Origin of the sequence: Chitinophaga rhizosphaerae (genome assembly GCF_003958645.1) — a bacterium.
GTDB lineage: Bacteria > Bacteroidota > Bacteroidia > Chitinophagales > Chitinophagaceae > Chitinophaga > Chitinophaga rhizosphaerae.
The window spans coordinates 332,678-356,431 of record NZ_RXLO01000006.1; the positions used below are offsets into that span (position 1 = coordinate 332,678).

Annotated in this window: 21 protein-coding genes; 14 read left to right on the top strand and 7 right to left on the bottom strand. The window is 56.1% G+C overall.

Annotation, left to right across the window (positions count from 1 at the left end; genetic code table 11):
- Positions 1-19 precede the first annotated feature (19 nt).
- From EJ361_RS16305 to EJ361_RS16325, 5 genes are all read left to right on the top strand, one after another.
- Positions 20-1,645: a RagB/SusD family nutrient uptake outer membrane protein gene (locus EJ361_RS16305; RefSeq protein WP_126246705.1), complete on the top strand. Its 1,626-nt coding sequence runs from the start codon at positions 20-22 to the stop codon at positions 1,643-1,645.
- A 65-nt stretch (positions 1,646-1,710) separates the two neighbouring features.
- Complete coding sequence (locus tag EJ361_RS16310) at positions 1,711-3,525, top strand: aryl-sulfate sulfotransferase (RefSeq protein ID WP_126246706.1); 1,815 nt, start codon at positions 1,711-1,713, stop codon at positions 3,523-3,525.
- Positions 3,526-3,573: 48 nt separating this feature from the next.
- Positions 3,574-4,785, top strand: a complete 1,212-nt coding sequence (locus EJ361_RS16315; RefSeq protein ID WP_126246707.1) for a glycoside hydrolase family 130 protein — start codon at positions 3,574-3,576, stop codon at positions 4,783-4,785.
- 39 nt (positions 4,786-4,824) lie between these two features.
- Positions 4,825-6,732, top strand: coding sequence for a sodium:solute symporter family protein (locus EJ361_RS16320; protein WP_126246708.1), 1,908 nt, complete (start codon positions 4,825-4,827; stop codon positions 6,730-6,732).
- A 175-nt stretch (positions 6,733-6,907) separates the two neighbouring features.
- Positions 6,908-8,185: a TCR/Tet family MFS transporter gene (locus EJ361_RS16325; protein ID WP_126246709.1), complete on the top strand. Its 1,278-nt coding sequence runs from the start codon at positions 6,908-6,910 to the stop codon at positions 8,183-8,185.
- 171 nt (positions 8,186-8,356) lie between these two features.
- Here the strand turns inward: EJ361_RS16325 and EJ361_RS16330 are convergent, their stop codons facing one another.
- The 3 genes from EJ361_RS16330 to EJ361_RS16340 form a co-directional block, all read right to left on the bottom strand.
- Complete coding sequence (locus tag EJ361_RS16330) at positions 8,357-8,914, bottom strand: hypothetical protein (RefSeq protein WP_126246710.1); 558 nt, start codon at positions 8,912-8,914, stop codon at positions 8,357-8,359.
- A 64-nt stretch (positions 8,915-8,978) separates the two neighbouring features.
- Entirely contained in the window at positions 8,979-9,446 is a 468-nt protein-coding gene (locus EJ361_RS16335) for a DinB family protein (RefSeq protein WP_126246711.1), read from the bottom strand.
- A 493-nt stretch (positions 9,447-9,939) separates the two neighbouring features.
- A complete protein-coding gene (locus EJ361_RS16340) occupies positions 9,940-10,164 on the bottom strand; it encodes a DUF2905 domain-containing protein (protein WP_126246712.1) in 225 nt (74 codons plus the stop codon).
- A gap of 128 nt (positions 10,165-10,292) precedes the next feature.
- On the opposite strand from EJ361_RS16340, the gene EJ361_RS16345 reads away from it, so the two are divergent.
- The 5 genes from EJ361_RS16345 (at position 10,293) to EJ361_RS16365 (ending at position 16,062) form a co-directional block, all read left to right on the top strand.
- A complete protein-coding gene (locus EJ361_RS16345; protein WP_126246713.1) occupies positions 10,293-13,454 on the top strand; it encodes a TonB-dependent receptor in 3,162 nt (1,053 codons plus the stop codon).
- 116 nt (positions 13,455-13,570) lie between these two features.
- Positions 13,571-13,837 (top strand): Ada metal-binding domain-containing protein, encoded by a 267-nt coding sequence (locus tag EJ361_RS16350; RefSeq protein ID WP_126246714.1) that lies wholly within the window; start codon positions 13,571-13,573, stop codon positions 13,835-13,837.
- The gene (locus EJ361_RS16355) at positions 13,813-14,409 is read left to right on the top strand and encodes an alpha-ketoglutarate-dependent dioxygenase AlkB family protein (protein ID WP_126246715.1); all 597 of its coding nucleotides are present in this window, start codon (positions 13,813-13,815) and stop codon (positions 14,407-14,409) included. Before EJ361_RS16350 ends, EJ361_RS16355 begins: the two co-directional genes overlap by 25 nt.
- Positions 14,410-14,481: 72 nt before the next feature.
- Complete coding sequence (locus tag EJ361_RS16360) at positions 14,482-15,321, top strand: bifunctional transcriptional activator/DNA repair enzyme AdaA (RefSeq protein ID WP_126246716.1); 840 nt, start codon at positions 14,482-14,484, stop codon at positions 15,319-15,321.
- Between the two features lie 27 nt (positions 15,322-15,348).
- On the top strand, positions 15,349-16,062 hold the full coding sequence (locus EJ361_RS16365; protein WP_126246717.1) for a 2OG-Fe(II) oxygenase: 714 nt from the start codon (positions 15,349-15,351) through the stop codon (positions 16,060-16,062).
- A gap of 203 nt (positions 16,063-16,265) precedes the next feature.
- Here EJ361_RS16365 and EJ361_RS16370 read toward each other — a convergent pair whose 3' ends face one another.
- On the bottom strand, positions 16,266-17,168 hold the full coding sequence (locus EJ361_RS16370; RefSeq protein ID WP_126246718.1) for a DNA-3-methyladenine glycosylase family protein: 903 nt from the start codon (positions 17,166-17,168) through the stop codon (positions 16,266-16,268).
- A gap of 28 nt (positions 17,169-17,196) precedes the next feature.
- The gene (gene rpiA / locus EJ361_RS16375; RefSeq protein WP_126246719.1) at positions 17,197-17,868 is read right to left on the bottom strand and encodes a ribose-5-phosphate isomerase RpiA; all 672 of its coding nucleotides are present in this window, start codon (positions 17,866-17,868) and stop codon (positions 17,197-17,199) included.
- A gap of 69 nt (positions 17,869-17,937) precedes the next feature.
- On the opposite strand from rpiA, the gene EJ361_RS16380 reads away from it, so the two are divergent.
- Positions 17,938-18,744, top strand: a complete 807-nt coding sequence (locus EJ361_RS16380) for a hypothetical protein (protein WP_126246720.1) — start codon at positions 17,938-17,940, stop codon at positions 18,742-18,744.
- 13 nt (positions 18,745-18,757) lie between these two features.
- Here EJ361_RS16380 and EJ361_RS16385 read toward each other — a convergent pair whose 3' ends face one another.
- A complete protein-coding gene (locus EJ361_RS16385; protein WP_126246721.1) occupies positions 18,758-19,117 on the bottom strand; it encodes a nuclear transport factor 2 family protein in 360 nt (119 codons plus the stop codon).
- A gap of 221 nt (positions 19,118-19,338) precedes the next feature.
- Here EJ361_RS16385 and EJ361_RS16390 point away from each other — a divergent pair, with 221 nt between their 5' ends.
- Together EJ361_RS16390 and EJ361_RS16395 are read left to right on the top strand one after the other, a co-directional pair.
- The gene (locus tag EJ361_RS16390; protein WP_126246722.1) at positions 19,339-20,427 is read left to right on the top strand and encodes a sensor histidine kinase; all 1,089 of its coding nucleotides are present in this window, start codon (positions 19,339-19,341) and stop codon (positions 20,425-20,427) included.
- Positions 20,424-21,149 (top strand): LytR/AlgR family response regulator transcription factor, encoded by a 726-nt coding sequence (locus EJ361_RS16395; RefSeq protein WP_126246723.1) that lies wholly within the window; start codon positions 20,424-20,426, stop codon positions 21,147-21,149. The genes EJ361_RS16390 and EJ361_RS16395 overlap by 4 nt, the downstream gene beginning before the upstream one ends.
- A gap of 211 nt (positions 21,150-21,360) precedes the next feature.
- Here the strand turns inward: EJ361_RS16395 and EJ361_RS16400 are convergent, their stop codons facing one another.
- Positions 21,361-22,215, bottom strand: coding sequence for a tetratricopeptide repeat protein (locus tag EJ361_RS16400; RefSeq protein ID WP_126246724.1), 855 nt, complete (start codon positions 22,213-22,215; stop codon positions 21,361-21,363).
- Between the two features lie 166 nt (positions 22,216-22,381).
- Here EJ361_RS16400 and EJ361_RS16405 point away from each other — a divergent pair, with 166 nt between their 5' ends.
- A complete protein-coding gene (locus tag EJ361_RS16405) occupies positions 22,382-23,620 on the top strand; it encodes a sensor histidine kinase (RefSeq protein WP_164714292.1) in 1,239 nt (412 codons plus the stop codon).
- Positions 23,621-23,754: the final 134 nt, after the last annotated feature.

Genomic DNA, 23,754 nt, shown 5'->3' on the forward strand with positions numbered 1-23,754 from the left:
CGACCGAAAAATGAAAAAAATGAACTTTTCCACTATAAAAAGAACTTCATTCGCCGCCTTCCTGGCGTGCACGTTCGCAGCCTGCAACGAATCGGAATTCCTCAACCTGACGAATCCCAACCAGGCCGTAGATAAAACCTTCTGGACGTCGGAAGCCAACGCCCAATCGGCCATGGCCACCGTCTACTCTCCCCTTCGCGGGCAGATGTACGGTTACTGGGGCGGCTATACAGGCTGGCATACCATGAACCGCGCAGACGATGTGTGGTTCATCCTCAACGAGGAAATGCACAACTGGGAGCCCGCTACTTATACCAATACGCCCAACACCGCCGAAAGCGATTTTGCCCGGCTGTACCAGGCCATCAACCGCGCCAACGTGGTGATGAAGAACGTGCGGAACGTGCCGATGAGCGATGCGAAGAAAAACGAACTGTACGGCGAAGCCGCCTTCCTCCGCGGATTTACTTACTTCCTCCTTGTATCCAACTTCGGCGATGTGCCCCTGCGCCTCATCCCGGCGCTGGACGATCAGGCTGAAGTGATGAAAGCGTCCTCGCCCGAGGCCGATATCTGGAAACAGGTGATCGCCGACTTCAAAACGGCGAAGGAATTCCTCCCCGTGACCCGCCCCGCAAAAGAATCCGGCCGCGTGACCAAAGGCGCCGCCATCGCCCACCTTGGTAAAGCTTTATGCTATACCAAACAATACGCGGAAGCCGAAACGGAACTACGCCTGCTGCTGAGCGCGCCTTACACGTACGACCTCACGGCCGAATTCGGGGATAACTTCACCGAATACACGGAAAACAACAAAGAATCCATTTTCGAGATCCAGTACGACGGCAGCTTCGGACAGGGCGCTTGGGGCTCGGAAGGCCCCAACGACACGCAGGGCTTCGTGATCCCGAACTTCGCAGGGCCCCAGGGCACCGGCGGCTGGTTCAAATGGATGCCCACCGCTTCCATCGTTTCCGATTTCATCAGGGAACAAAGGCCCGCAGGCTCCGACACGCGTTTCGACAAACGCATGTACACCAGCTTCTTCTGGAAACATTCCGACTTCACTGACAATGTACCCGATGGCGCGTGGTTCGGGAATATGACCTTCGACGAAATCTGGGAAGCCTCCGCATCCAAACGCCTCCGCGGCCAGCCCGATTACCCGACGATCGACGGCAAGAAAGGGCGCTTCCTCATCAAGAAGTTCACCAACTACTACAAGAACGTCAAAGACGCCAACAGCCATTACAACCAGGCGAACCAGAACAACAACCTGCGCGTGATGCGCTTCGCGGAAGTGCTCCTGCTGCATGCGGAAGCCTGCGCCAAAACTAACAAACTCGGCGATGCCGCCGCAGACCTCACCCGCATCCGTAACCGCGCCGGGCTTGCCGCGAAAACATGGGGCTCCGCAGACGCGCTCATGCAGGAGATCGTTCACCAGAACGAACTGGAGTTCTTCTTCGAAGGGCACCGCTTCTTCGACCTGAAACGCTGGTACAACTATGCAGACATGAAGCAGATCCTGGTAAACAACAAGAAACAGGGCGCCGAAAACTTCCAGCAGAAACATTACTACCTGCCCATTCCGCAGAATGAGCTGAACACGAACACGGCTATCAGGCAGCACCCGCTTTGGTAATATGTAAAATGTGAATCACCGGCCGGGAACGGACATCGTTCCCGGCCATTTATCCTCTCGCGTTTATGAAAGTGAACAACCTGATGCACGGGCTTACCCGGACCATTTTTCCCATCCTCCTCATCGCGTCGCTGATCTCCTGCCGCAAAAATCGGGGCAACGATACGCCAGACCCCGCTATTCAAAAGACATTCGAACGCCTCGCCGACATCGGCAGCCTGCTCAATAGCTACTCCCTTTCCGGCGGCGTTTATACTTTCCGCTTCGAAACGGAAGAAATCCGCATTCCCGCGGAAGAGATCACGCAGGTGCAGGACCAGCAAGACAAATGGAAAACACTCGTAACGCTTCGCGGCGGCAAGGTGGTAACCGTGCCTACGAAAGGCGGCAACCTCGATTTTATGGTGGAAGGCGTGACGCTGAACCCCTCGGGCTGCAATCCCCTCGCCGCCCTGGCCGAGCTCCGGTTGCCCGCGGCGGGCCGCATCCGCGTAACGGTTGCAGGGAAGGAAGGCACTTCCGGCACCATCACCCACCTGCTGCAATCCACGCTCGTCAGGCAGGATGTGCCCATCCTCGGCCTGTACGCCAACTATAACAACACCATCACCCTCACCTATACCGATAAAGACGGGAAGGAACGCGGCACCACGCAGCTCCGCATCCAGACGGCCCCCCTGCCCGTGCAGGGCTTCGCCATTCCCCAAACCATCGTGGCCCAAACGGCCAAAATGGAACCGGGCCTCAACCTGGTGAACTATCCCGGTGAAAGCGAGATCGACGTTTCCGCGCCTTACATGGTGGATGCGGAAGGCGAGATCAGGTGGATACTGCTCCTGAAAAACGCCCCGGACTTCCAGCGGTTCGGCGCCTCCATCGGCCTGAAACGCACCAAGAAAGGGACTTTCATCTCCGGAGACGGGCAACAGCACCGGATCGTGGAGATGGATATGTTCGGGAAGCTCCTTCGCAAATGGGACCTCGCCGCACTTGGCTATACCTTCCACCACGAAGTGGCGGAAGCCCAAAACGGGAACTTCCTCGTGACCGTGAGCAAATCTTCCGCCCGGCTCGCCAACGGCAAGCCCCGCATCAACGACTTCATCATCGAGCTAGACCCTGTCAACGGCACCATCGCCCATGAGTGGGACCTGGCTACGATGCTCGACACTTCGCGCTATCCGAAGTTGACCGACGGCTCCACGCCCGGCCCCTTCGCACAATCGCCCGGCAACTGGGCGCATAACAATTCCGTAGCCGAGCACCTCGGCAACCTGCTCATCACCTGCCGCTACCAGGGTGTTTTTTCCTATACGGCCGGCGGTTCGCTGAAATGGATCATTTCGCCGCATAAAAACTGGGGCGATAAATTCCGGCGGTTCCTGCTCAAACCGGTGGATGAAGCCGGCAACGCGGTGACGGACGTTGCCGTTGTGAATGGAGCGGCTGCGGCGCCGGGGTTCGACTGGGCCTGGGGCCCGCACACGCCCGTGAGCCTGCCCAACGGCAATATCCTCGTGTTCGACAACGGATACGACCGCCAGTTTACGCCCAATTCGCAGACGCAGAATTACAGTCGCGCCGTAGAATATAAGATTGATGAAGCGAAAGGCACCGTGCAGCAGGTATGGTCTTACGGCAAAAACCGCGGTGCCGCCGCGTTTTCACAGGCGCTTTCGGGCGTTCAGTATTTGAAACAGACCGGGCATGTCATGTTCTTCCCCGGGATGGGCGTACCCACTGCCAAAGGATTCGGCGGCCGTGTGGTGGAAGTGGACCCGGCCACGAAGGAAGTGATTTTCGAGATGGAGATCACCGCGCCCAGCGGCACCGCCTTCCACAGAGTTACCCGTTTATCCCTTTACCCCGACACCTATTAGACAACAGATTTTTTGGACTTTTAACAATTGCAGAAGAAAGGAAAACACATGAAAGACCAGTTTCAGCAACGCTGGGAAACCCTCGTTCAGCGACAGGAGGCCCTGCTGGCCCAGCCTAACTCTCCCGCTTCGTACCACAACGGCGTCGTGCAGCGATACCGCAACCCGGTTGTCACCCGCGAACACATCCCGCTTAACTGGCGGTACGACCAGAACCCGCAGTCGAACCCGCACTGTATCGAACGCATCGGCGTCAACACCACCATGAACGCCGGCGCCATCAAATGGAACGGAAAATACCTCATGATGGTGCGCGTGGAAGGGGTAGACAGGAAATCCTTTTTCGCCATCGCGGAAAGTCCGAACGGTATCGACCAGTTCCGTTTCTGGCCGCGGCCCGTGGAATTGCCCGACACCGATCCCCACGAAACCAACGTGTACGACATCCGCCTCACCGCGCATGAAGACGGCTGGGTCTACGGCGTATTCTGCAGCGAGCGCCATCACCCGGACGCGGCGCCCGGCGACCTGTCTACCGCCATGGCCAGCGCGGGCATCGTGCGGACGAAAGACTTCCGGGCCTGGGAGCGCCTGCCCAACCTCCGCTCCGCCAGCCAGCAGCGCAACGTGGTGCTGCATCCCGAGCTGGTGGACGGCTGTTATGCGTTTTATACCCGTCCGCAAGACGATTTCATTATGGCCGGGCGCGGCGGCGGCATCGGCTGGGCGCTGGTCAAAGACATCCTCCACCCCGTTGTGGAGCAGGAATCGATCATCAACCGCAGATATTACCATACCATCAAGGAACTGAAGAACGGCGAAGGCCCCCATCCCATCAAGACTTCCAAAGGATGGCTGCACCTCGCCCATGGCGTGCGCGCCTGCGCGGCGGGGCTCCGGTACGTGCTGTACCTCTACCTCACGGCGCTCGACGCGCCTTCGCGCCAGATCGCGGAGCCGGCGGGGTACCTCATGGCCCCCGAAGACACCGAGCGCGTGGGAGACGTATCCAACGTGCTCTTCTCCAACGGCTGGATTTGCGACGACGACGGGACGGTGTATATCTATTACGCTTCCAGCGACACGCGGATGCATGTGGCCACCTCTACCGTCGACAAACTGCTGGATTACTGCCTTCACACGCCGGAAGACGGCTTGCGGTCGGCTTCGTCCGTTCAGCGGATCAACGAGCTGATCGACCGGAACCTCGCTTTCGAGCAGCAAACGGAAAAGTCTTCCGCCAGTCCGAAATTCATCTAATTTTACCGCCTTTTACCACGTTACAAGGAACACCATACAATGAAGATCGCATTAATCGACTTGATCATAATCGCCGTATATCTCGCCGCCATGGTGGTGATCGGCCTCATCGTGAAAAAACGGGCCGCCAGGAATCTCGACGGCTATTTCCTCGGCGGCAAAAAACTGCCCTGGTATATGCTGGGCCTGTCTGACGCCTCCGGGATGTTCGACATTTCGGGAACGATGTGGATGGTATACCTGGCTTTCGTGTACGGCCTGAAAAGCCTGTGGGTACCCTGGCTGTGGCCGGTTTTCAACCAGATCTTCATGATGGTGTACCTCTCCATGTGGCTGCGGCGCAGCAATGCGCGGACCGGCGCCGGATGGATCCGGACGCGCTTCGGGTTCGGCAACGGCGCGGGGCTGGCGCACGGCGTGGTGGTCTGTTACGCCGTGATCGGCGTGGTGGGGTTCCTCTGCTACGGGTTTATCGGCGTAGGTAAGTTCATCGAGGTTTTTCTGCCGTGGGACATCGTTTCCAACTATGTTCCTTTTTATGTAGCCCCGGAGTACGTGCCCCATCTGTACGGGATTTTCTTTACCAGCATCGCCACTTTATATGTGATCATGGGCGGGATGGAAGGGATCGTATGGGCAGATGCCGTGCAATTCACCATCATGACGATTTCCGGCATTACCATCGCCGTAACGGCCATCAGCGCCGTAAGCCCGGAAGTGCTGGCAGCGAAAGTGCCGGCCGGATGGGATACGCCTTTCTTCGGCTGGGAACTCGGGCTGGACTGGAGTCGCCACATCCCGGCGATCATGGACAAGATCAGCGGCGACCAGTACGGATTGTTTGCCATATTCGTGATGATGATGCTCTTCAAGGGGATATTCTTCAGTATGGCCGGGCCTGCGCCCAGTTATGACATGCAGAAGGTCCTGGCTTGCCGCAACCCGCGCGAGGCTTCGCTCATGAGCGCGTCGGTCTCGGTGTTCCTCCTGTTCCCGAGATACCTGATGATCATGGGTTTCACCGTGCTGGCGGTCGTATTTTTCAGTGACGACTTCCGGGCGATGGGCAGCGCCATCGACTTCGAGACCATCCTTCCCCGGGCGATCAGCCAGTTTTCGTATGCGGGCCTGACGGGATTGCTGCTGGCCAGTTTGCTGGCGGCCTTCATCTCCACCTTCGCCTCTACCGTCAATGCTGCGCCGGCATACCTGATCAACGATATTTACCTGAGGTACATCAATCCCAAAGCGCCGGTGAAGACGCAGATCCGGGCCAGTTATATCATTTCCGCGGCGGTGGTGATATTCAGCACCTGTATCGGTTTTTACCTGCAAAACATCAATACCATCCTGCAATGGATCGTTTCGGCGCTGTATGGCGGCTATATTGCGGCGAACGTCCTCAAGTGGCATTGGTGGCGATTTAACGGGTTCGGGTTCTTCTGGGGCATGGCGGCAGGGATCATTGCGGCGATGTTCGTCCCCCTGCTGTTCCCGAATACCTTGCCGTTATATTATTTCCCCCTGATGCTCGTAGTATCGCTGGCAGGTTGCCTGATCGGCACGTACAGTTCGCCGCCGGTGGACGAGGAAACGCTCGTGGAGTTTTATGTGCGCGTAAGGCCCTGGGGCTTCTGGGGGCCGGTGGCGGCCAAGGCCATGGCGCGCTACCCCGGCCTGCAACCGAACAGGAACTTCCGGCGGGACATGGTGAATATCGGCGTAGGGATCGTTTGGCAATGCTCCCTGACCCTCCTGCCGATGTACATCGTGCTGCAATACAAACTGCCGCTCCTGAGCACCATCCTCGTACTGGGCATTACCACCCTGATCCTGAAAAAGAACTGGTACGACAAGATGAACAGGGAATCGATCGAATACGACCGGTTCATGGCTACCATCGGAAAAAGTACGCAGGAACCCGTGATGGAAAATTCGGCTGCGTAGAAAAATACTACTGACATAAGGCTGTCAAAACCGCGGTTTAACTTTGTCTTGAACAGACGAAGGGAAGCCGCGGTTGTACTTTTCAGGGAAGTTTTAAAATACCCTAAAATTGTCGCGTTTGCGCCCCTTCAATCTGATTTGCCGGGATTATTTTTGGAATCTGTAAAACCACTATATGCAATCAAACAAGAAAGGGGCGTTGGCCTTTATTTTCGTAACACTACTGATCGACATCATGGGATGGGGGCTTATTATCCCGGTAATGGCCCGCCTGATTTCCGAGCTGAAAGGAATTCCCATCAACGAGGCAAGCCCCTATGGCGGCTACCTGTTGATCGTCTTTGCCGCGATGCAATTCCTTTGCGCGCCGCTGGTCGGCAACCTCAGCGACCGGTTCGGGCGCCGGCCTATCCTGTTGCTGGCGTTGCTTGGCTTCGGGATCGATTACATCGTATTGGCGTTGGCGCCATCCTACGGCTGGCTGTTTGTGGGCAGGATCATTGCCGGCATTACCGGGGCCAGTTTTACCACTGCGTCTGCCTATATCGCAGATATCAGCACAGACGAGACCTCCCGTGCCAAGAATTTCGGGATGATCGGAGCTGCCTTCGGTCTGGGATTTGTGCTGGGCCCCGCATTGGGAGGAGCATTGGCTACATTTGGGCTTCGGGCGCCGTTTTATGCCGCCGCCGCATTATGCCTGCTCAACTGCCTGTACGGATTCTTCCTCCTGCCGGAATCGCTCGCGAAAGAAAACAGGCGGCCATTTGATTGGAAACGCGCCAACCCGATCGGTTCGCTGATGTTTTTCAATCGTCATCCTGAAATCGCAGGGCTGAGCGTCGCTTTTTTCCTGGTATACCTCGGCGCCCAGTCGGTTCAAAGCAACTGGAACTTCTTTACCCAATACCGGTTCAACTGGAGCGACAGCATGGTAGGTTGGTCTTTGGCGGTAGTTGGTGTATTGGTAGGAGGCGTACAGGCGGGCCTTACCCGTGTCATCGTACCAAAAATCGGTAACGAACGGAGCATTTACGCTGGATTGGGACTTTATACGCTGGGGCTGATCCTTTTCGCTTTTGCGTCCCAAAGCTGGATGATGTTCGCCTTTTTGGTCCCTTATTGCCTGGGCGGTATTTGCGGACCGTCGTTGCAGGCTGTAATTTCCGGGCATGTTGCCTCAAATCAACAGGGTGAGTTACAGGGGGCGTTAACCAGCCTCATGAGCCTCACTACGGTTTTCGGGCCGTTCATCATGACGGAGTCTTTTGCTTATTTCACCTCCGCTAAAGCCCCCTTCCATTTCCCGGGCATTCATTTTATACTGGGCGCTGTTTTCATGGGACTTAGCATTGTACTTATCAATCGGATATTTGTCCGGGAAAAGCAACATCCCGGCACCCGGGAAGTTCTCGACCGCACACAGGCGGCTACGGAAATGCCGTTACACTAACAAGGATACGATATTGAAAACGGGGCTCACCGGAACGGTGGGCCCTTTTTATGCCAGCGCCTCCGCCGGACCGGTTGCGATGGTCCCAGCGCCATCCCGGCTCAAGCCGCCCAGGAGAAAACCCATCTCGTTGCATCGTTTATAAACCGGCCGCCCGGCAGCGAGACGCACTCATCCAGCCTTTATTTCCTTCTTCCCCGCCGCCATTCCCAGCGCCAGCGGAAGGATGATGAGCGTATGAAAAATCAGGAATACCGAGAAATTGTCAAACATTCCCAAATCAGCCCGCAGGAGTACTCCGGAATCCTGCAATGCATACGCCAAGGCCATCCCCACCGTCGTACCCAGGATCGTCTGCCACCGGAATTCCACCCGGTGCCAGCGGTTCACCAATAAGGTAAATACCGTAGCCGTCAACAGCGATGCCGCCAGCGGATATACCCAGCGCACATGGGTGAGGCTCATAACGATCCCCGGCAGTCCGAAAGAATTAAACAGGAACAAGGCCACCGCCACCGGGATCAATAGCAACGTCACCGGCCGGAACTTCCCCATCCCCCATACCAGGCTTACCGGTAAAACGAGGAACAACACCACCGATACGAACATTTCACTAAAAACGGAAATAAGCCGCAAAAGCACGCTCAGCACCAGCATCACCAATGTGGCGACTATATACATACGCATGGTGCGCTGAAATACAGGCCGGTTGAAAGAGATGGATTTCATAGATATAAAACTTAGCGATAACAATGTCACCGGGTTACTCAAACTGTATATTTCCCGTATCCTGCTACTCCAACGCCCGGCGGAGGTAATTGACCTGGCCGAGGTGATAGCTCACGTGCGTAAGGATGTGGCTCAGGAACCAGGCATACGTAACGTCCTGCTCCATGAATTTGCGGGGAAATGTGGCCGTGAGCGTCCCTTCCGGTTGCGCATTGAGCGTTTTCACCACCATTTCCCGGCAGGCGTCGAGGTTGCGGAGCATATCCTGGCGAGGAATGTTCCTGTTGGCGAATTCGCCTTCGCGGTCGCGCACGAAACCCGTATTTCCCATGGTGTTGCCCACGAAATGGTTCAGCGAACCGGTGAGGTGCAGGCAAAGCGTTCCGGCCGGGTTAATAATGGTACCGATCGTTTTCCAAACGTTTTCTTCACTTTTGAATGCTGCGATCTCTTCGCGGAGTTTCTTCAGATCGCGGTCGAGCAGTTGCGCCCAGGCCGACCAGATTTCCTTTTCGGGGGATACTTGTGTCATGTCGAAAAATTTCCATCAAATGTACCTTTTTACACCACACAGTCAAATTGTATTTATCGATACGCCATCAAGATAAAAAAGCAGCCGTGGAAACAACCGGAGCCGCTTTCTGAATAAGTGCGGGCATTTGCTATTTGGCGCTGGAACCACCGTCTATCACATATTACGCGCCGGTGATGAACTGGCTGTCGTCTGACCCGGGGAACAGCACCAGTTTCGCGATTTCGATAGGCCCTGCATACCGGCCGAGGGGAATCCCTGCGGTGAAGCCTTTCTGCATTTCCGCGGCTTTACCGGGCGCGTAACCTTCTTCGATGGAGCGCGTTCACAGCCATCATTTTGTCAATAATTATAAATATATCATATAATATATAGTATCCGAAAAATCCATTTTGCGGAATGAAGGTTTCTTCTATCTTTACAATCGATTTAATTCCATGAACTGAAAAACTGTACGACCACGTTTTATTGAACATGAACATACGCCTAACATTCAAAACAATTTTCTAAAACCATATAGTAACAATGAAATCACCAGGCTGACAATGAGCATGCTGGTGACAGGAAAGTAAAACCGCACATTCTCCTTCTCTATCCGGATATCGCCGGGCAACCTGCCGAACCATCGCAGTTTGTCGGAGAAGAAATACAGCATTATTCCAAGGGCAACGATCAGCAGGCCGATCATGATGAGTTGTTTGCCAAGTTGCGGGTTCATTATCCAAATATAAGCAGCATTCCGTTGCTTATCTCCTTGAATATGAACTTTCTGTTACCCTTGCGTTAATACATCGGATTACTATATACCTTATATATTTTTACACCTCGAATAAAAATGCTTGCTGCATGAAACACATCCTCTCTCTTTTGCTTTGCCTGAGCTGTCTGGCCGTGCCAGGGCTCCGCGCCCAAACCACGCAGGCCTCGATTTTCGGGGTCGTATCGGACGAAAACAAACAACTCATCCCCGGTGCTTCGGTGATGGTAAAGAACAGTTCCACCGGCTTTACCACCCGAACGGTCACCAACAATCACGGAGAATACAACTTCCGTGAGCTGCCGCTGGGCGGCCCGTACATCATTACGGTAACTTACGTCGGCTATGCCACTACCGAGCAAAACGGCGGCAACCTTAACCAGGGCGACGTATCCCGCCAGAACATCGTTCTCAAATCCTCCAGCGTGAACATCGGTGAGGTAAAAGTGGTCGGCAACGCCCTGCGCAACAAGCGCGAGAACTTCGGCGCCGCCACCACGGTTACCGCCCGCGATATCGCCAAACTACCCGTGAACGGCAGGAACTTCACGTCGCTGGTAGACCTGTCGCCCCTCAGCCGCGGCAGCAACCTCTCCGGCCAGCTGGCCTCCTCGGTGAACTTCACCATCGACGGAACCTCGGCCCGTAACCCCACCTCCGGCGGTGGCTCGAACAGCCGCACCGGCGCGCCCTACATCATTTCGATGGAAGCGATCCGCGAGTTCAAGGTGGTAACGAACCAGTACGACGTCACCTACGGCCGCAGCGGCGGCGGTACCATCAGCACCGTAACCAAATCCGGCACCAACGAATTCACCGGCAGCGCATTCATGTTCGGCCGTACAGACTGGGCTTCCAGCCGGTACGACATCCGCGGCGCCAAACGTAACAGCGAATTCTCCACTTACCAGTACGGCTTCGCCATGGGCGGCCCCATCGTAAAGGATAAAGCGCACTTCTTCGTGACCTGGGACCACCAGGCAGATGCCCGTCCGCTCCTCATCGCCGAAATCAAAAGCCCGGAAGATGAAGTCCGCCTCAATATCACCCAAAACACCCTCGACCAGTTCCAGCACATCGCGCGGACCAAATACGGCGTCGCCAATTCCCCGCAGTTCGGCAACTTCGATAAAAAACGCGGAACAGACGCCATCTTCGCCCGGGTAGACTGGCAACTGAACGAGAAGAACCTCCTCACCATTCGCAACAACTACATCAACGACCGCAACTACCAGGGGCGCGGCGACAACACGTCCATCAACATGTTCGAGTCTTACGGCGACGCCAACGTATACAACAACAGCTTCCTCGCTACCCTCCGTACGGTGCTCAACCCGAAAGTGACCAACGAGCTGAAGCTCCAGCACCTCTATACCTTCGAGGAAAGCGTACCCAATAAACAGCTGCCCCGCGAAAACATCCCGCGCGCCATCGTGGAAAACATTACTTCCACCGTAAACGGCAAAACCGTGAATACGAATATCCAGCTGGGCGGACAACGTTATTCTCCCGAGCATTTCTACAACAACATCGTCCAGCTCGTGGATAACGTATATTTCAGCACCGACAAGGCGAATTTCACTTTCGGTACCGACATCATGTACAGCCATCTCAACTCCCTTTACGGCAGTGAAATGAATGGCCGTTTTTACTATCGCGGGATGGACGCGTTCAATAACAACACGCCCTACCGTTATGCCCGCGAGGTAGCCATCGGCGGCAACCCTGCGCTGAACCAGAACGTGCTCAACGCCGGCCTGTACGCGCAGATGCAGACCAAACTGGCGAAAGGCCTGGAAATGATCGCCGGTCTCCGTGCGGATTATACCACCTACATGAACAAGCCCAACTTCAACCAGACCGTTTCCACAGAACTGGGCCTGAACACGCAGATCGGGCTGAACTCCTTCATCCTCCAGCCGCGTATCCAGTTCAACTGGGACATCGGCGAAAAGCATACCGATTACCTGCGTTTCGGCGCCGGTGTCTTCGGGTCAGACATCAATAACTATGCGATGATCAACAACCAGCTGTTCGACGGTACGAAAGTAATTTCCATCGACGTGAACGATCCGGCGCTGCTGCCCGTTCCCGACTTCATCGGTTACCGCAAGAACCCCAATACCGCGCCGGGCGAAGCGTACATCGCAGAGAAAAACCTGCCCCGGACCGGCACCATCAACATGAACGGGAAAGACGCCCGCATCCCCGTAGTGTACAAGGCGAACATTTCCTATAACCACTTCTTCACCGACCGCCTCAAAGCCGGCATTACCTTTTTTACCACCATCGCCCGCCACAACTATATGTACGTAGACCGCAACATGGTGGACAATCCCTACTTCACCCTCGCCAACGAAGGCGGCCGCGGCGTTTACGTGCCCGCATCCACCATTTCTGACAAGGGGATCATGGACTGGCAGCAGGGCCGCAAGACCACCAACGTGGGCCGTGTGCTCGAGCTGAACAGCGGCGGTAAAGTGGACCAGTTCGCCATGGTGCTCGACGCTACCTGGCGTTACTGGAAAGACGGTGAAATAACCGGCAGCTACACCTGGAACGATTCCAAAGACAATACCTCCTACAACGGAGACGTGGCCAATACCGCTACGCTCGGCCTCATGGTGAAAGACAACCCGCGCAACCTGAGCCGCATGACGTATTCCGACAACCAGTTCCGCCACAAAGTAGTGTTCTACGGCACCTTGCCTTCCTGGAAAGGCTTCAGCGTAGGCGTCCGCTACTCCGGCCTTGGCGGCACCCGCTATTCGCTGGCGGTGAACGGCAACGTGAACGGCGACTTCGTTACGTCCAACGACCTGGCTTATATCTTCAACGTGAACGATCCGAACGTTTCGCAGGTGTACAGAGATGGCATCAACGGCATCCTGAACAATCCCAATGCCAGCAACAGCCTGAAATCCTACATCCGCAAAAGCATGGGCAAGGTAGCAGAGCGCAATGGCGGCGAAAACGGCTTCTTCGGCATCTGGGACCTCCGGATCGCCAAGAAATTCAGCTTCGCGAAAAAACATGGGATCGAATTGTCGGTAGACGGCTTCAATATCGCCAACATGCTGAACAAGGATTGGGGCACCAACAAATCCCTCGGCAAACAGAACATCTATACCACAACAGGCTTCGACAAAGCGAAGAACGAAATGGTATACCGCGTAGGCGCCAACACCGGTGTGGTAAGCCCCGGTGGCACGCCCTGGCAGGTACAGTTCGGCGCCCGCTACAGCTTCTAGTCATTCCGAACAGAACAGCAATACCCCGAAGGGACCGCCGCATGGCGGTCCTTTTCTTTTGGTGCAGACCGCAAGAATCGGGCTGGATGGCTGCTGCGGAAACCGTAAATTGCCCCATGATCGAGCACCTGCATATGGGAAGCACCGCCGCCGAAAGAAGCGCCCGGTTCCGGGAATTGTTCCGGAAAGGGAAGATCGCCTTCGGCGGATACCGCAAGGGCCGGATTTACGGCACCTTGCGTTGCGCCAGCGGGAAACGGATGCTGGACCGGAACCGCGTGTTTTTCGCCAGTGAAGAAGAAGCCCTGGCGCAGGGGTTCCGCCCCTGCGGCCATTGCCTCCCCAACAAATACAAACAATGGAAAGCCACGAACAACATATGAACCTCCTGCCCAAAGACGGCGACGTGCGCCTGTTCCCGCAATTCTTCCCTCCCGAAGATAGCGACCGGCTCCTGCATGCGTTAACGGAAAACATTCCCTGGAAGCAGGAACCCATCGTCATCATGGGCCGCCCCGTCTTGCAGCCACGCCTCACGGCCTGGTATGGCAACGAAGGAAAGGCGTACACCTACTCCGGCGTCACCATGCAGCCGCTACCGTGGACGGATGAGCTGCTGTACATCAAATCGAAAATAGAGCCCGTGGCGAGCGTGACTTTCAACAGTGCGCTGCTGAATTTTTACCGCAACGGCAACGACAGTATGGGCTGGCACCGCGACAACGAACGTTCCCTCGGCCCGCAGCCCGTCATCGGTTCCGTAAGCTTCGGGGCGGCGAGGTATTTTCAACTCAAACACGCGAAAGAAAAAGCCCTGCGCCAGCAAGTGGTGCTGACGCACGGGAGCTTCCTGCTCATGCGCGGCCATACCCAGGAAAACTGGTACCATGGCGTCCCGAAAACGGCGCGGGTTACGGAACCCCGCATCAACATTACCTTTCGTATCATCGTTTAAATTGGATTGCGCAAGAAGCGGGTTTCGGGAGAAGTGAAGCCGCGATAATTTTGTGGTATAAAATGGAGAAACATGGAAACGCAACAACAAATCGATTTTAACAGGATCGCATCCGCCATCGCCTTCCTCCGGCAGCACTTCAAGGACCAGCCGGACCTGGAAGCCGCCGCAGGACATGTGCACCTCTCCCCTTTCCACTTCCAGCGGATGTTCCAGGATTGGGCCGGGGTAAGCCCGAAACAGTTCCTGCAATACCTTAGTCTCGGCCACGCCAAAGGCCGCCTCGTTCAAGGAGACACGCTGTCGGACGCAGCTTTCGAAACCGGCCTGTCGGGCACCAGCCGCCTGCACGATCTCTTCGTCAAAATAGAAGGCATGACGCCCGGTGAATTCCGGAACGGCGGCGCCGGATTGCAAATCAATTATAGTTTCGCGGAAAGTCCGTTCGGCTCGCTGATCGTAGCTTCCACCGAAAAGGGCGTTTGCCACATGGCGTTTGCCGACGCCGGCGAGGCCGAAGCCCTGCGCGACTTGCAGGAAAAATTCCCCCAGGCCGCGTACCGCCAGTTCGTGGACGTGAACCAGCAAAACGCGCTGTTTATTTTCGGGCAGGACTGGAAAAAGCTACCCGAGATCAAGCTGCACCTGAAAGGTTCGCCTTTCCAGATCCGCGTTTGGGAAACCTTGCTGAACGTGCCGATGGGCGGACTGGTCACCTATTCGGGACTGGCGGAACAAGCGGGCCACACCGGTGCGTCGAGAGCCGTAGGCACCGCCGTGGCGGCCAATCCCGTAGCTTTCCTCATCCCCTGCCACCGCGTGATCCGCGCTTCCGGAGACGTGGGCCAGTACCATTGGGGCAGCAACCGCAAATCCGCCATGATCGGCTGGGAAGCGGCGAAAGTCTCCTGAATTCCTTTCTTACATTAAACCAGCAACATGCATCCAACCGCAAACGCCCTCCTGCAGAGGGACTGGCCGCTCATTGCCCGGCAGCTCCAGGAAAACGGGTACGTTATCATCCCGAAAGCGCTCACCAACACCGATAGCCAAACCCTCTCCTCCGCCTACCACGAATCTTCTTTTTACCGGAAAACCATCGTGATGGCCCGTTACCGCTTCGGGCTGGGCGAATACAAGTACTTCCGGTACCCGCTTCCGCCGCTGCTGCAATCGCTGCGGGAAACGCTGTACGCGCAGATCGCGCCGGTGGCGAATAAGTGGATGGAACAGCTGGAAACGGGGATTTCGTACCCCGCCGATCATGCTGCTTTCCTTGAGCGCTGCCGCGCCAACGGCCAGGAGCTGCCGGCCGTGCTGATCCTTCAATACGGAACAGGAGGCTTTAATACCCTGCACCAGGATTTGTATGGCGATGTGTACTTCCCCATCCAGGCCGTCCTTTTCCTGGACGAAGCCGGGAAAGACTACACCGGCGGGGAATTCGTGCTCACGGAACAGGTGCCCCGCGCGCAATCGAAAGCCATCGTGCTGCAGCCCGGCAAAGGCGATATCCTTTTATTCACCACGCAGTTCCGGCCGCTGAAAGGCAGTCGCGGGTTCTACCGGGCGCATATGAAACACGGCGTGAGTGCGCTCCGCTCGGGGCACCGGCATACGTTGGGGATTATCTTCCACGATGCATCGACGTGATGGAATATTAACGGGGCTGTCTCAACAGTAATTTGACGGGCTTGAGAATCGCGTAAACGAAAAATCTCTCCATCATGGTACCCGAATAAAAACGGGTAAAAATTACTTTCGAGACAGTCCCGTTTCTGGTTATGGGAAATGCCGCTGCCGATAACCGGTTATGGGTTTGTAATGAAGCCATAACAGATATGCATATCCTCATATCAGCTTTTTACCGCGAGGCTCCTCCACAAATAGGCCACCATATAGCTTTCCCAGCCTTTGAACTTGCGGTAGAGTTTTTCCATGGCGGCCAGATCGGATTTATCGGAAATGAGTTGATGGGATAACAGTGCGTTGAGCAATCCAGCATCGCCATGCGGAATGCAGGTAGCATCGCGCAGGCTTTTCATGAGCGCGTAGTTGGCAGACCAGATGCCGATGCCGCGCAGGTCTGTCAGCGCCTTGCGGCGCGCCTCCAGCCCCGGGAGCGCCAGCAGCGCCGCTTTGCTCACATGGCCTTCCGCGAATTGTTTGGCCACGCCGGTAATGTATTCCGCTTTCCGGCCGGTGAATTGCATGGCACGCAGTTCCGCAGGATCGGCCGCCGCCATCACGGAAGGCGCCGGGAACAGGTGATACGCCGTTCCCCCGAAATCGTAACTTTCTCCCCAACGCTCCACCATCCTTCGTTTCAGCCGGTAGGCAAAGGGCAGGTTGATCTGCTGGCCGATGATGCTCCAGGCCAACGCCTCGAAAAGATCGGGAATACCGATCAGGCGAAGGCCTTTGAACGCTTCGGGCATATATGCCATCGCTGGTATACGGGCGAGCTTTTCGTAAAAGGGAAGGATGTCCTGCTGCGGCGCGAGCCATTCCTGGATGTACGCCCGCAAGGCCGCTTCCGTGCCCGGGTGAACGTCGCCCTCCAGCAACTCGGCCGCAATACCTTCGGAATGTGCGCGAAGGTCCACCAGCACAGGGTTTCCCGGCAAAGGCACGAGCTTTCTGACGCGGGCGGGCAGGATGGTATGCATACATTCGTCGAACCCCCGGTCCAAAAACCAAAGGCATTCGTCGAAACTGAAAGGGTCGGATGCGGGAATGATGAAAGTTCGGGCAGACATGGCCGCAAAGTTAACGCAGCCAGTTGGTTCAGCCACCCGAAACTTGCGGAAATCGCTCCACCGCACCATTATCGCCCATGAGCACCAGCGCGGCCATCCCCGCGAAAATCCCATGTTCCACCACGCCCGTAACGGATTTCAACCGCGCGCCCAATGCAGCAGGGTCGGCTATCAGACCAAAATCCGCATCTATCACGACATTCCCCTCATCCGTCAACACCCCGTGGCGGACGCTGCTGCTGGCGCCCATCGCAGCCAGCCGGTCCTGCACATAGCGCACGGCGAATGGGACCGTTTCTACCGGCACGCGGAATTTGCCCAGTTGCCCCACCCGTTTCGAAGCATCCGTCATGATCACCAACTGCCGCGACCGCACCGCCACGATTTTCTCGTGCAGCAACGCCGCACCGCCGCCCTTGATGAGATCGAGGGACGGCGTGAACTCGTCGGCCCCGTCGAGCGTGATATCGATATACGGCACATCATTGATATCCACCAGCGGAATACCGAGCGACCGCGCCAGTTCGGCGGTTTGCCGGGATGTGGGAACCCCTTTGATGTCCAATCGCTGCTCCGCAATGGCATGCAGGGCATATGCGGCGGTGGACCCTGTCCCCAAACCGACCGTCATACCGCTTCGGAGCATCGAAACCGCCGTTTCAGCGGCGAGTTTCTTATCGTTATCCTGTTGAGAAGTCATCCCGGAATTTACGTCATTTCCAGGTATGCGGGATTTCGTAGATTACTGTAATTTGATCAACCACCTTACATGCAACATTCCTATCTGACTGCTTTTGTATTTGCTTTTCTGTCGATAAGAGCCGCTGCGCAGGACGTATCTTCCGTTATCCGGGCAGAACGGAGCTTTGCCGCGCACGCCGTGCAACATGGTGTGCGGTCGGCCTTCCTGGCGTATACCGACAGTACCGCCGTTGCCATGGACAACGGCCAGTACGAGAACGCCCTGGCGCAATGGCGCCAGCGGCCGGAAAGCGACATCCAGCTGATTTGGGGCCCGCAATATGCCGGCGCCTCGGGCGACGGCGCTTCCGGTTTCACGACCGGGCCGTATTACATGAAACACCCCGGGACGGACACGCTCCTTCTCGCCGGGCAATACACTACCTTCTGGGTGCGCGGCCTTTCCGGCGACTGGAAATACCTCATCGATTTCGGTATCCGGTTTCCCAAGCGGTTATATGCCGATCCGCCCCCCAACCCCATTACCGTTTCCCTCACGCCCGATCCCCAGGCTACGCCAAACAAGGCAGAAGAGACGTTTCTCCAAAATTACCGCACGGCAGGCAAGGCAGCCTACGAGGGAGTGCTGGACGAACATTCCTGGTTGAACCTGGAACGCCACGTACCTGTATCAAAAGCGGACAGGTTCCTTGAACTTATCGGGCGGATGCCGGTAGCCCCCGAGTTCCGTCCTGTGGGATCGTTTCTTTCCGCCGCCAAAGACCTCGCTTATGTCTATGGCGACGTGTTGTACGTGGGCCGGAAGGCGCATTACCTCCGAATCTGGGGGCATTCGCCGGCGGGATGGAAAGTCCTCGTGCAGGTGATGCATTAAAAGCCCGTGCAGGCTACATGAAGAACTGTTCGGAAACGATCTTCCCGTCTTTCACATGGTACACGCACAGCTCTTCGAAATTTGCGCGGGGCCTGCCTTTCATGGTCACGTCCATCCCCATGACCATGGCAATAACGTTGCCGGTGGTAACGGTATCGCGGACGGTGAGCGCATGCATGTTGTCTACCATGGATCCGAATTTCTCCCCTTTCCGGAGGATATTGGTTTTGCCACGCGTTTCCTTCTGGAAATCAGGCGTTTCGTAGGGCTCGATGCTCACGGCGGCGTCGGCATAAAGTTCGTCCACGGCCGTGTGGAAATCTCCCGCGCGACAGAGCGTTTCGAGGCGGGAGGCGATTTGGGCGGTAGTCATATAGAATAGTTTTATGAAAGATCAACAAACGTTAGGCCGGTTTCGTTTAAGCCGTTATTTCAGCGGTACGATCCGGCATTTCAGGGAAAAGATGCAACACTTCAACCGGCAAAAATCCGCCAAACGCAATACAGCATTAGGTTTTAACAATAAGACCGGATGGTCTCCCGGCCGGGGATCTCTCCTGAAATTGCCGTAACTTCCCGCCAACTTGGACGGTTATGAGCAAGTCATTTATGGGAAAAATAGCAGCTGCACTGAAAAAGAGCGCATACAGCAATATCACCTGGGGCGAAGTGGCGGGTTATTGCCTGTTGTTCGTGGTGCAGGATTTCGTCCTCTATATTCCGGAAGTATTGCTGGGCCGGGTAGACGCGGCTTACCTGCGGATGATCTGCTGGGATTCGGTGATCTTGCTGACGGTGAGCGTGCCTTGCTGGTTCCTGGTTTTCCGGAAGTTCCGCGACCGTCCGCTCCGCTTCCGGTTCCGCCTGCATTTGATGCTCATCCCTCTTTTCTGGGGCGCCTGGCTGGGAGGGACGCAGCTCTATAATATTATTGTGGGCCAGCCGACCATGCAGGGGATCAACATCCTGCGGTCGGTTTTCCCCGTAATCGTATATTATCTGCAGTGTTTCAGCCTGCTGCATGTATATCATTTTTTCCTGGAGCGGGAAGCGCAGCTGAAAAAGGAAAAGGAATTGGCGGACGCGGCGTTCCGCAGCGAAATCAACGCACTCAAGGCGCAGATCCAGCCGCATTTCCTTTTCAACACGCTTAATTCCATCAGCGCCAGCGTGCCCATCGAGCAGGAACCGACCCGCGAACTGATCGCCCGGCTGGCGGATACATTCCGCTATTCGCTATATTGTACGGAACATGAATGGGTACCGTTGCAGGAGGAGATCCGCTACATCCGCACCATGCTGGAACTGGAGCACAGCCGTTTCCGGGAAAGACTGGAATTCAGTATCAGTCCGCTGAACGGCGCCGAAAACATCATGATCCCTTCCATGCTGCTGCAACCGGTCGTGGAAAACGCCATCCGGCACGGGATCGCGCCGAGCATCCATGGCGGGAAGATCCATATCGACATCGCCCGGGAATCCGACAAATTGCGGATCGAGATCAGCGACACCGGCGTAGGGTACAGCGGAGAACTGGCGGAAATCGGGAGAAGCACGGGCGTGGGCCTGCGCAACATCCGGCAAAGACTGGAGCTCCTGTTTTCGGAAAGCCTGCTCATCCATCGCAACCAGCCGTCTGGCCTTCGTTTCATATTTTACACACATACCAATCGACCTTCATGAGCCGAAAAACCGCCCTGATCATAGACGACGAAGAAGCATCCCGTTTCCTCATCCGCCAGTACCTCGCGGATTTCCCGGACATCACCGTGGCAGGTGAATGCCGCAATGGGCTGGAGGCCGTGCGCGACATCAACGCCCTTCAGCCCGACCTCATTTTCCTCGACATCCAGATGCCGGCTATGAACGGCTTCCGGGTGCTGGAAGAAATCACCCATATCCCGCTCATCATTTTCACCACGGCCTACGACCAGTTCGCGTTGCAGGCCTTCGAGATGAATGCGCTCGACTATCTCCTCAAACCCTACACCCGTGAGCGTTTCAGCAAAGCGATGGAACGCATCCACCGGGGCGGTCATGCCCAGAACCTGCACTTCCTCGCAGAAGCGCAAACGGTCAATTTCCCCAGGCGCATCCTCGTCGAAAAAGGCAACCGGCTCAAAAGCATCGCCGTCGACGAGATCATCTATCTCAAAGCGGAAAAAGACTACACGCAAATCCACACCCACGACCAATCTTACCTCAGTTCACAGGGCATCGGCATCATCGAAAAGCGCCTCGATCCCGAAAAGTTCATCCGCATCCACCGCTCCCATATCGTCAACATCCTCCACATCCGCGAAGTGTACCGCGATATCAGCAAGATGTTCCTCGTCATGGAAAACGGGACGGAGCTTAGCATCGGCCGCAATTACGTGGATAACCTGAAAAAGCTGATTTACTAGGGAAAGGTTCGTCGGGAGATTACGCTGTTCGTCGCCCTGCCGCGCAGTTCGTCGACTTGCGCGGGAAGCTGCGCCGGGCGGTTCTATCTTTCGGCAAAATCAATCCCATGCACAGTTTCAGGTACTGGCTCCGGCAGTTATATGCGTTCCTCGGCAGGGAGCCCCGCAGCAGGGTGCAGCCCTGGCGGAACAGGATCAGGATTTAGGAAACTCATTTTTGCTGGCCGCAATACGCCCGGAGGCTTTCGTCGGCATAATCGCCACCGAGGTCGCGGGCCTTGGTCCAATCGCGGCAGGCGCCGGCCTGGTCGCCCAGGCGTTGTTTGGTGTTGCCACGGTTGAAGTACACGGCAGGATTGAGGGCATCCAGGAGGATGGCCTGGTCGTAATCCGCCAGCGCGCCGGCATAATCGCCCGCTTCGTCTTTGTTGACGGCCCGGTTGATCCAGGCTTCCTTGAATCCGGGAGAGAGCCGCAGGGCTTCATCATAATCTTCCCGGGCTTTGGCGTTGAGGAGCAGTTCGTCTTTGGCGATGGCGCGGGAATACCAGGCGTTGGGGTTTTCCGGGAAGATGCGGATGGCGGAAGTGAACTGGATGGCGCAGTCGCTGAAGTTGCGGTTGGCGTAGGAAGCCAGCCCCCGGTCGAAGATTTCCGCCAGTTTTTCGGGCGCTTCGTCGGGATATTGCAGCTCCGCGGGCGCGGGGGCCGTGGAGTAGCCATCCATCCGGCAATCGTGCTCAAACCCCTTGAGGCACATATCCATCACGAAATACAGGAGATTTTCCTCGCTCACGGGGATGGGAACGGTGAGGCACCCCATTTCGATGATCCCGCCGCCCGACTGCCGCGTGCCCGCCACTTTCATTTTATAAACGTCTTGCAGGAAATATCCCAGCTTTTCCAGCTTCTGGCGGTCGTCCGACACGAAATAAATCTCAAATTCCGCCAGGGCAAATTCCTTCCAGCCATTTTCGAGCATACGCCGGTAAACGTCTGCCGCCAGTACGATTTCCTGGGGCATTCGCTGAAAAAAATGATCGCGGGAATAGAACCTGGCAGCCATATATTAGGATTTTGAACGGCAAAAATACGTTTTTCAACCGTAAAGCGATGGTGTTCAGGGGGCTACCACGATGCCGAAGGTTTTCTATCTTTGCACCATGCCATTTTCCGAATTATCGGCCAGATCATTCCTATTCCGACTGCTCAACATAGGCATCACACCGGATATGCCCTTCATTGAGGCCCGCCGCACGCGGCTCCTCAACCTGTTGACCGTACCCTGGATCCCCGGACTGGTATTTTTCGCGATCACCAACTGTATCCAGGAGCGGTACCTCCTGTCGTTCTTCAATTGCCTCAACGTGGCATGCAGCGTTGGCACCGTTATCCTCACCTGGAAACAGCGGTACCTCAGCGCCAGGCTCTTCATCATTATTTCCAGCATCATCATTTACACCGTTACCGCCCTTATCTACCGGAACGGGGTGGAATATTTCCTCCTGAACATTTTGATCGTGACCGTACTGGTATACGACAATAAGTGGCTCATCATGTCGCTCTCCTTCGTGATGATCGCCTCCTTTCTCGCGATACGCTTTTCCTGGGTCAACTTCATCCCCGAAAGGCCCGTCCCGCACGACCGGATCATCTTCAACGTGGCGTGGGGACTATCTTTCATCATCATGGCCCTCTCCTATTTCAAGCGGGTGCACGACGATTACGAAGAAGAGAAGGAAGTGCAGCGCCAGGCGCTGGTGGCGCTGAACCGCGACAAGGAAAAACTGTTCAGCATCATCGCGCACGACATCCGCGGGCCGCTCGCCACGCTGGAAATGTTGCTGGACATGTTCCGCAAGGGCGAATACCCCGAAGAAGACATGAAAGACGCGGCCGACGAACTGTATAAAAAAGTGAACCGCCTGGCCGGCACGATGGATAATATGCTGCGCTGGAGCATGGGCCAGATGAAAGGCATCCGGGTGAAACCGGTCCACGCGTCCCTGGCCAACCTCACCGAAGAGATCGTGGCGCTGTTCGAAAACGCCATCCGGGAAAAGGAAATCCATCTCCAGGTGGATGTACCGGCCGATTGCTGGGTGTATGCCGACCGGGACCAGGTGTCCGTCATCCTCCGCAACCTCATTTCCAATGCCGTGAAATTCAGCTACCCCGGCGGGGAAATCCGCCTATCGGCCATGAATGTCGAAGGCCAGGTTACTTTTCGCGTGCACGACCAGGGCACCGGCATCGCCTCCGAAAAAATTCCGCAACTCTTCACTTTCAAATCCGCGCCCGGCTACGGCACCAAAGGCGAACGGGGCAGCGGGCTGGGTTTGCTGCTTTGCCAGGAATTCACCGCCCAGAACAAAGGCCAGCTGAATGTACAGAGCATTCCCGGCCAGGGAACGCAGTTCTCGCTCGTGCTCCCCGCCGGTAAACCGCAGCCGGTAAAAATTGATTCATAATATTTTATTCTAATATTTTATGTAATTTGCCGGGAAGAAAAAACCCGAGATCGAACCGTACCTATGAAACCACTTGCGATCCTCGTAACAGCGGCCTTGCTGTGCTGCTTGTCAATGCGGGCAAGCGGTCAGGG

Bases quoted from the DNA above. Each gene is read 5' to 3' on its own strand.
- EJ361_RS16405 (WP_164714292.1), top strand. From the start codon at position 22,382: ATGCCCTTCATTGAGGCCCGCCGCACGCGGCTCCTCAACCTGTTGACC.
- EJ361_RS16390 (WP_126246722.1), top strand. From the start codon at position 19,339: ATGAGCAAGTCATTTATGGGAAAAATAGCAGCTGCACTGAAAAAGAGC.
- EJ361_RS16395 (WP_126246723.1), top strand. From the start codon at position 20,424: ATGAGCCGAAAAACCGCCCTGATCATAGACGACGAAGAAGCATCCCGT.
- EJ361_RS16365 (WP_126246717.1), top strand. From the start codon at position 15,349: ATGCATCCAACCGCAAACGCCCTCCTGCAGAGGGACTGGCCGCTCATT.
- EJ361_RS16325 (WP_126246709.1), top strand. From the start codon at position 6,908: ATGCAATCAAACAAGAAAGGGGCGTTGGCCTTTATTTTCGTAACACTA.
- EJ361_RS16330 (WP_126246710.1), bottom strand. From the start codon at position 8,914: ATGAAATCCATCTCTTTCAACCGGCCTGTATTTCAGCGCACCATGCGT.
- EJ361_RS16400 (WP_126246724.1), bottom strand. From the start codon at position 22,215: ATGGCTGCCAGGTTCTATTCCCGCGATCATTTTTTTCAGCGAATGCCC.
- EJ361_RS16310 (WP_126246706.1), top strand. From the start codon at position 1,711: ATGAAAGTGAACAACCTGATGCACGGGCTTACCCGGACCATTTTTCCC.
- EJ361_RS16380 (WP_126246720.1), top strand. From the start codon at position 17,938: ATGCAACATTCCTATCTGACTGCTTTTGTATTTGCTTTTCTGTCGATA.
- EJ361_RS16340 (WP_126246712.1), bottom strand. From the start codon at position 10,164: ATGAACCCGCAACTTGGCAAACAACTCATCATGATCGGCCTGCTGATC.
- EJ361_RS16350 (WP_126246714.1), top strand. From the start codon at position 13,571: ATGATCGAGCACCTGCATATGGGAAGCACCGCCGCCGAAAGAAGCGCC.
- rpiA (WP_126246719.1), bottom strand. From the start codon at position 17,868: ATGACTTCTCAACAGGATAACGATAAGAAACTCGCCGCTGAAACGGCG.
- EJ361_RS16355 (WP_126246715.1), top strand. From the start codon at position 13,813: ATGGAAAGCCACGAACAACATATGAACCTCCTGCCCAAAGACGGCGAC.
- EJ361_RS16385 (WP_126246721.1), bottom strand. From the start codon at position 19,117: ATGACTACCGCCCAAATCGCCTCCCGCCTCGAAACGCTCTGTCGCGCG.
- EJ361_RS16345 (WP_126246713.1), top strand. From the start codon at position 10,293: ATGAAACACATCCTCTCTCTTTTGCTTTGCCTGAGCTGTCTGGCCGTG.
- EJ361_RS16320 (WP_126246708.1), top strand. From the start codon at position 4,825: ATGAAGATCGCATTAATCGACTTGATCATAATCGCCGTATATCTCGCC.
- EJ361_RS16315 (WP_126246707.1), top strand. From the start codon at position 3,574: ATGAAAGACCAGTTTCAGCAACGCTGGGAAACCCTCGTTCAGCGACAG.
- EJ361_RS16305 (WP_126246705.1), top strand. From the start codon at position 20: ATGAACTTTTCCACTATAAAAAGAACTTCATTCGCCGCCTTCCTGGCG.
- EJ361_RS16370 (WP_126246718.1), bottom strand. From the start codon at position 17,168: ATGTCTGCCCGAACTTTCATCATTCCCGCATCCGACCCTTTCAGTTTC.
- EJ361_RS16335 (WP_126246711.1), bottom strand. From the start codon at position 9,446: ATGACACAAGTATCCCCCGAAAAGGAAATCTGGTCGGCCTGGGCGCAA.
- EJ361_RS16360 (WP_126246716.1), top strand. From the start codon at position 14,482: ATGGAAACGCAACAACAAATCGATTTTAACAGGATCGCATCCGCCATC.